The sequence below is a fragment of the Pseudomonas sp. 24 E 13 genome, from assembly GCF_900004715.1.
Lineage (GTDB): Bacteria > Pseudomonadota > Gammaproteobacteria > Pseudomonadales > Pseudomonadaceae > Aquipseudomonas > Aquipseudomonas orientalis_A.
Map to the genome: position 1 here is coordinate 14,945 of NZ_CVTO01000155.1, position 7,754 is coordinate 22,698.

Annotated in this window: 5 protein-coding genes; 3 read left to right on the plus strand and 2 right to left on the minus strand. The window is 63.1% G+C overall.

The window, feature by feature from the left end; genetic code table 11:
* Window positions 1-268: 268 nt before the first annotated feature.
* Window positions 269-1,657 (minus strand): class II fumarate hydratase, encoded by a 1,389-nt coding sequence (locus BFP90_RS24410; RefSeq protein ID WP_065895472.1) that lies wholly within the window; start codon window positions 1,655-1,657, stop codon window positions 269-271.
* Window positions 1,658-1,838: 181 nt separating this feature from the next.
* Between BFP90_RS24410 and BFP90_RS24415 the strand changes: the two genes are divergently transcribed.
* From BFP90_RS24415 to BFP90_RS24425, 3 genes are all read left to right on the plus strand, one after another.
* Window positions 1,839-2,357: a DUF2059 domain-containing protein gene (locus tag BFP90_RS24415; RefSeq protein WP_003175221.1), complete on the plus strand. Its 519-nt coding sequence runs from the start codon at window positions 1,839-1,841 to the stop codon at window positions 2,355-2,357.
* A 6-nt stretch (window positions 2,358-2,363) separates the two neighbouring features.
* Entirely contained in the window at window positions 2,364-2,657 is a 294-nt protein-coding gene (locus BFP90_RS24420) for a BolA family protein (protein WP_065895473.1), read from the plus strand.
* Between the two features lie 137 nt (window positions 2,658-2,794).
* Window positions 2,795-5,776 carry an RHS repeat-associated core domain-containing protein gene (locus BFP90_RS24425; RefSeq protein WP_065898173.1) on the plus strand — a complete coding sequence of 994 codons (2,982 nt, stop codon included), beginning with the start codon at window positions 2,795-2,797 and terminating at the stop codon, window positions 5,774-5,776.
* 143 nt (window positions 5,777-5,919) lie between these two features.
* Here the strand turns inward: BFP90_RS24425 and BFP90_RS24430 are convergent.
* Window positions 5,920-7,754 (minus strand): toxin TcdB middle/C-terminal domain-containing protein (locus BFP90_RS24430; RefSeq protein ID WP_305118421.1); only part of this gene is annotated, 1,835 nt, incomplete at its 5' end.

Genomic DNA, 7,754 nt, shown 5'->3' on the forward strand with positions numbered 1-7,754 from the left:
AGCGTGGTTTAACGGGGCGCCTAGGATCAAAAGCAGATCAAGATCAAGAGCGGCTCGCTTCGCATCGTGGAGTGGTGTGAGTACCTATGCCAGTCAGTTAAGCGTACACCGCCCTCTGTAGGAGCGAGGGGGCGCCTAGCTCTTGCTCGCGAAAAACGTCAACGATAACGCGTGCTTCCTGAATAAACGCGGTGCCTGTGAGTTTTTCGCGAGCAAGCTCGCTCCTACAATGGGTATTAGGGCAAGCCTCTCTGCCGACCTTGGGTTCTCAGTGCCCGGCCTCCAGCATGTTTTCCGGGCGTACCCACTGGTCGAACTCTGCGTCGGTGAGGTAGCCCAGTTCCAGCGCCGCTTCCCGCAGGGTCAGCCCTTCGGCATAGGCTTTCTTGGCGATCTGTGCGGATTTGTCATAGCCGATATGCGGGTTGAGGGCGGTCACCAGCATCAGCCCACGTTCCAGGTGTTCGGCCATCTGTTCGGCGTCAGGCTCCAGGCCGGCGATGCAGTGTTCCTGGAAGTTATTGCAGCCATCAGCCAGCAGGCGGATCGATTCCAGCAGGTTGTGGATGATAACCGGCTTGTACACGTTCAACTGCAAATGCCCTTGGCTTGCGGCGATGCCGATGGTCACGTCATTGCCGAGTACCTGGCAGGCCAGCATCGACAGGGCTTCGCACTGGGTCGGGTTGACCTTGCCGGGCATGATCGAACTGCCCGGTTCGTTGGCTGGCAATTTGACTTCTGCCAACCCCGCGCGCGGGCCGGAGCCGAGCAGGCGCAGGTCGTTGGCGAGCTTCATCAGGGCCACGGCGAGGGTTTTCAGTGCGCCGTGCAAGGTCACCAGCGGCTCATGGCCGGAGAGGGCGGCGAATTTGTTCGGCGCGGTGACGAACGGCAGTCCCGACAGCGCGGCCAGTTCGGCGGCAATCGCTTCGCCAAAGCCATGGGGGGAGTTGAGCCCGGTGCCCACGGCAGTGCCGCCCTGGGCCAGCTCGCACACGGCGGGCAGGGCGCTGCGGATGGCGCGTTCGGCGTAGTCGAGTTGGGCGATGAACGCCGAGAGTTCCTGGCCGAAGGTGATCGGCGTGGCATCCATCATGTGGGTGCGGCCGGTCTTGACCAGCTTCATGTGCCGCGCCGCCAGCTCCGCCAGGCCGCCGGACAGCACGGTGATGGCCGGCAACAGCTGCTCGTGCACGGCCTTGACGGTGGCAATGCTCATGGCGGTGGGGAAGCAGTCGTTGGAACTCTGGGAACGGTTGACGTGGTCGTTGGGGTGCACCGGGCTCTTGCCGCCACGGTTGCCGCCGGCCAGTTCATTGGCGCGGCCGGCAATCACTTCGTTGGCGTTCATGTTGCTCTGGGTGCCGCTGCCGGTCTGCCATACCACCAGGGGGAACTGGTCGTCGTGCTGGCCGTCGAGAATTTCGTCGGCGGCCTGTTCGATCAGGCGGGCGATATCGGCCGGCAGGTCGCCGTTGCGGTCGTTGACCCGGGCGGCAGCCTTCTTGATCAACGCCAGGGCATGCAGCACCGCCAGCGGCATGCGCTGCTCGCCGATGGCAAAATTCACCAGCGAACGTTGGGTCTGGGCGCCCCAGTAAGCGTCATCCGGGACATGGACTTCCCCCAGGCTGTCGGTTTCGATACGGCTCATCGGGCACACTCCTTCAGGTTCGTTTGCGCAGTTTAGGCTGTGATTGGCCAAGGGGGTTCCCTAAAAGACGTTTCATCGATCAAACCACACCCGACGCGGCCCGGGGTTGAGCCGCGAGGTTTTTTAGGCGCAGAATGGGCGCCCTTGGGGTCTTACCTCGCCAGCTAGAAAAGGAAACTCGATGACTCGTCTTCGTGCCATCTGTACCGCGGTTGCTCTGGTTTGCGCCAGCGGCCAGGTTTTTGCCGATACCGCCAGCCACAACGCCAGTGCCGAAGCCTTCCTTACCCTGGCCCACGCTGACAAGCTGGGTACCCCGGTGTACATGCAAGTGCAACAAATGTTCGCCCAGCGTTTCGAGCAGACCAAGGCGCCTGCCGCCAAACAGTCCGTACTCGACAGCTACCAGGCCAAGGCCAACGCTGCTCTGGACCAAGCCATCGGCTGGCCGAAGCTGAAACCGGACATGGTCAAGCTCTACACCACCAACTTCAGCGAATCGGAGCTCAAGGACCTGGTGGCGTTCTACCAGTCGCCTCTGGGCAAGAAAGTCCTGGAAAAAATGCCGCAGCTGACCCAGCAATCGGCCCAGATGACCCAGGCCAAGCTGGAAAGCGCAGTACCGGTGGTGAACAAGCTGTTGGAAGACATGACCAACGAGCTGGCGCCAAAAGCCGCCGCACCGGCCAAGAAGAAGTAAGCAGCAATGACTATGCAACAGCGTATCGAAACGGCGCTTGCCGCCCTGGCCCCGGATCACTTGAGTGTGCTGGACGAGAGCCACATGCACAGCCGTGGGTTGCAGACCCACTTCAAGGCCGTGCTGGTCAGCCAGCAGTTCGAGGGGCTTAATCGCGTCAAGCGCCACCAGAAGGTCTATGCCACCCTGGGTGACCTGATGAGCGAGTTTCATGCGCTGGCGCTGCATACCTACACGCCTGAGGAATGGGCGAAGGTCGACGCGGCACCGGCTTCGCCGACCTGCGCCGGCGGGCATTGAGCGCAGCCTCGACCCGCGCGAGCGGGTCGGGGCGATGCCAGTACCCGGACACACAAAAAATCCTCCAGCACCACCTTGCTTCCCCCCGCATCCCTAGGCTTTCAGGACTACTTATTCAGCAATAAGGTCTTGAGGTCATGTCTTATTCCATCCATCGACACACACCGTCCCTGGCGGCCATCGACCCGCGCGGGTTGATCGTGCGCAACATTGATTACCACCGCGCCAGCGCGGAGGATCAAGCGCAGGTGCGCATTCATCGTCAGGTCTTTGGCAGTACGGGCCTGATGATTGAACAATGGGACCCCCGCCTGTTGCAGTTGTCGCGCTCAAAACCTGGCACTGCGCCCAATCAACGCACGGTTTACAGCCTTGGCGGGCACGCGTTGCGCACCGACAGCGTGGATGCCGGCCGGCGGCTGACGCTTATAGGGCAGGCCGGGCAGGTACTGGACGAATGGGATGGACGGGGCGCTCACCAGGCTCATCACTACGATCGATATCTGCGACCGGTTGCCGTCTTCGAGCAGGCGGCCAGTGACGGGCAAGCGCTGTGCGTCGAGCGTCTTGCCTATGCTTCATCGTCCAGTGAAGAGGCCTCACGCAACCGCTGTGGCCGGGTGGTTCGCCACGATGACGGCGGCGGTTCGCTGTTCCACGAGGCCTATGGGCTGCACGCGGAGGTCACGCAGCAGGCCCGACGTTTTCGACAGGCGGGCGCTGCGTTGGATTGGCCGCAGCCCGATGCACAGCGCGAGGCGCGCCTGGAGGCCGACAGGTTCCAGACCACCATTGGGTTCAATGCGCTGGGTGAGCGCCTGCATCACACGGACGCCAAGGGCAATCGCTTCGACTACACCTACGGCCTTGACGGCCAACCGGCGAGTATCTTTGTAACGCCCAGGGCCGGCGTGCGTACGCAGGTGCTGGGCCAGCGCCGTTACAACGCAGCGGGCCAGGTGCTCAGCGAACGCGCCGGCAACGGCGTGGTGCGCGCCATGCAATACCGTGAGTTCGATGGTCGCTTGCGGCAAATGACGGCCCGTTTGCACGCAGGCGCAGCGCTGCAAGACCTGCGCTATGAGTATGACAACGTGGGTAACGTCGTGCGCATCGACGACCTTGCCCAGCCGACGCAATGGTCCAGCAACACGCGCATCAGTTCGGCCAGCCTCTACGCGTACGACACGTTATCGCAACTGATCACGGCCACCGGCCGCGAAACCGCCGGCAACACGGGCGGCCCGGCATTACCGGCAATGGTGGCGTTTGGCTCGACTGACGACAGCGTATGGCGTTGCTACACCCAGCGGTTGCGCTATGACGCCGCTGGCAATTTGCTCGAGTTGCAGCACGTGCCCAGCAGCGGCACAGGCTTCACGCGGCAGATGAGCGTGGCCGCGGGCAGCAATCATTTTCTGCCGCAGGCCGATGACAAGACCGCACCGGGGTTGGGGCAGGGCTTTGACCGTAATGGCAACCTGCAAGTATTGGCAGGCGAGCAGAAGATGGACTGGGATGTGCGCAATCAACTGGTGCGCCTGACGCAGGTGCGGCGCGAGGGGGGCAATCACGATCAAGAGCACTACGCCTACGATGCCGCAGGCCAGCGCATTCTCAAGCGTCGGGTCTCCCAGGCCCGTGGCGTGATGCATACCGCCGAGGTGCGCTACCTGCCGGGACTGGAAATCCGCCATGACAGCGCAACGGGTGAGCAACTGAATGTTCTCAACCTCGATGCCGGTACGACCACCGTCCGCGTTCTGCTGTGGGATCGCCACCCTTCGGGAGTGGGTCAGGCCACGCAGATCCGTTATGGCTTGTCGGACCACTTGGGCAGCAATTGCCTGGAACTGGGCGAGCAGGCGCAATTGCTCAGTCAGGAAAGTTATTACCCCTACGGCGGGACCGCGTGGCGGGCGGCGAGAAATGCCAGCGAGGCGAGCTACAGCTTCATCCGTTATTCGGGTAAGGAGCGCGATGCCAGCGGGCTGTCCTACTACGGCTTCAGGTATTACGCAGCGTGGTTAGGCCGTTGGATCAGCCCTGACCCGATCGGCGATGCCGATGGCTTGAATCTGTACGCGATGGTCGGCGGTAACCCGGTCACCCACGTCGACGCGCAAGGCCTGGTCGGCGCATCGGCGTTGGAGGCGCCCCAGGATAAGCAAATACGCAGGCTCTCCTTCAGCCGCAGGCTCGCGACGATGGGGCTGATTATCCGCCCGAGGATACAGGCAGCGTCGTCGGCCGCGATTCGCGATGGTTTATCCACCTATATCGCCAATGTCATCGCGACGGGCGTTGATCTGGCGGTATTCGGCAACCTTGAGCCCACGCCGCAGCGCAATCAGATTGTGCGCTATACCGTCGCGTCGCTGGATGCCCTGACCACCATGCATATGAGCACCGGTGTCGTCGGTAACTGGACCCGTCTTGCACCACAGATCGGGGTTATTTCGGCAGCTGTGGCGGGTATTGGTTACGCCTATCACGCTGACACGCCGAGCGCTCAAGCCGGGGAACGCTGGGACCCCGTGGCGGTGCAGCGATTGAGCGGGCATATCCGCTCGCTCTCCAGGGAACTGGTGCAGCAGATCATGCGTGGGCACGGCACCGGCGCCTCCTGGGGCAGCACACCGCTGCGGGCCAGGGTCGGCCGAACCGCCGGCGCGACGGCAGCATACGCCGTTGCAACGATCGCCAACGCCGTCTACGGCGGGGAAGTGCCTGCGCTGATGCAACCCAATGTGTCACCCGCGATTGAAGCCTACGATGCAGCGATGGGAACGCTTACGCGCAGTGGTCATCTCACGGCGGTCCACGATCACCATGGGCTGACCGTGCAGACACCGGACCCTGTTGGGTTGATGCACGGCGGGCTGAGCAGAATGTTCAATCAGGTATGGACGTATTGGGCCGCAACCGGGGTCGAGGCATTGGCCGTGGCGCTGACGGGCCTGCCCCAGGCCGCGCAAAGCCGCACCACGCGAACGATTGTGATGGTGGCGCGCGGCGTGATTGCATCATTGACCGAATGGCGCGGCTTCGTCGTGGCGTTTGCCCGGCGCGGGTACACACACCTGGCGTCGAACTGGCGCGCCGCCCCGCGATCCTGACGGGAGCACCATCAGGCAGACGATCGTTCCCACGCTCCGCGTGGGAATGCCGCCCTGGACGCTCTGCGTCCGCTCTTGAAGTCGTGACGCAGAGCGTCACAGGCTGCGTTCCCACGCAGAGCGTAGGAACGATCAGCGATCAGTCAGTTCAGCTCTTCATAGGTGTCGTTTTCGTCCTCATTGACGTTGTACCAGGCCCAATAGGTGGTACGCCGCATGAACCCTCCTGCCGTCAGTGTCCGGGTCGGGCGTCCCAGGGGGTCGTACCATTGCCGGTCGCTGTGGCCCAGTTCGCGCATGGCGTGGTCATTGACATAGGCGTGGCTGTTGGTGAAGTAGGCGCGGTAGACCCGTATGACCAAGCCCTTGTTGTTGTATTCGACACGTTCGCTGACGCGCCAGCGGGGGTCGGCCTGCACGTGGCGCAGCTGTTTCTTCACAGTGCCGGCGGCATCCGGCACGTCGTCGACCCACAGATCGCCCTTGGCGTCGACCGCGTGGGCCGGGCCCGGTTCGGTCTTCTGCCGAGTCTGCAACGAACGACCGAAGCCATCCCAGCAGGTCAGGGTCATGCGAATCTGGCGTTCGGCATCGCCGGGGTAACGGTCGGCTTGCAACATGAGCCCATGGACCGGCGTGCGGCTGGCCTTGTCGATCAACGCCTTGAGTTGTTTTTCGCTGTCGCCGAGGGTGTGACGAGCAGCACTCAAGCGCGCCCGTGCGCCCATGCGGATATGCCCGCCGGGGAGCAGGTAGGCCTTGCTGATCCACTCGGGCTTGACCAGGGCCAGGTCGATACTGCCCATCCAACTGAACGGGGCGTAGCAGTGCGCGCTGGCCATGTCTTGCAACACGCTGTGCGCCTGTTCGATGGCCGACCCGGGCGTGACATCATGGCGCGGGCGGTCGCTTTGCAGGTCGGCGAAGCCCACCCTGAGGTTCTGTTCATGGCCGTGGAAACTGCTGGCGAGCAACTGCCCGAAACCGTCATAACGCGCTTCTTGAACAGTGCCATTGGGGTCGACGATTTTTGTCGGCAGCAGCAATTGATAGTCGTATTCGGCGGTGGTCACACAGCCGTCGGGTGTTTTTACCAGCAGGGTCTGCAGTGAGTAGGGGTCATACTGGAGTGTCGTTTCGCCGTGAGCCTCGGTGGCCCGCAGCGCCCTCAACCGACAAAACCGGCTGGGCTTGTCATAGCGGGGAAAGTGGCGGCGTATCGACCACAGGCGATTTTGCGCGGGCGCCACCTCGCCGTCGAACAGGAAAAACATCGCCATGGTGTGATAGCCACTGTCGGTGAGCTTTTGCACCAGGTCCACCCTGGGTTGGTTGGGCATGCTCGGAATGTCGTTGTAGACGCTCAGGGCCTGGTCATCCAGCTCGGCGGTTTCCAGGTAGTCAGGCAATGCCTGGGCCGTGGCGACGCCGGGTTCCAGGGTTTTGCCGAAACCACCGGCCTGCCGGTAGTGCTGGCGCGACAAGCCGCTCAGCGTGCGCCCGGCTCCTGCCGCCAACGGCCCGTCGCGGGTGTCGATGAACACCTCATAGGCGATACGCGCTGGGTCCAGCCCACCAGGTGCCGGCGCCTTGCCGAGCACCAGGGCGTTATGTCGTTGGCGGTAGGGCAAGGCCAGACGCCACTGCTGTGTGTGGTCCAGATGAATCGGCTCTGCCAGGGTTTCGCTCAGGTAATAGGACTGTTGCGCGTCGTCATGGGTATCGCGCCACCAGCGCTGCTGGTGCTCATCCACCAGCACGACGGGCGGCGGACTGGCGGCGGTGGTGCGGCGGGCGTAATGCAGGGTCACGCCATGCACCAGGCAACCATAGGCATCCCAGCGCAGGTTGATCTGGTGCTGGCAGACCGGATCGTCCGCCACGCCTTCATATTGGTAGCTGATCGACTCCAGGGCCAATGGCAGCAATCGCGCGTAAGGCGTATGGGGGCTGGGCGGCGCCAGTTCACGCACCAGGT

Bases quoted from the DNA above. Each gene is read 5' to 3' on its own strand.
- BFP90_RS24415 (WP_003175221.1), top strand. From the start codon at position 1,839: ATGACTCGTCTTCGTGCCATCTGTACCGCGGTTGCTCTGGTTTGCGCC.
- BFP90_RS24410 (WP_065895472.1), bottom strand. From the start codon at position 1,657: ATGAGCCGTATCGAAACCGACAGCCTGGGGGAAGTCCATGTCCCGGAT.
- BFP90_RS24420 (WP_065895473.1), top strand. From the start codon at position 2,364: ATGACTATGCAACAGCGTATCGAAACGGCGCTTGCCGCCCTGGCCCCG.
- BFP90_RS24425 (WP_065898173.1), top strand. From the start codon at position 2,795: ATGTCTTATTCCATCCATCGACACACACCGTCCCTGGCGGCCATCGAC.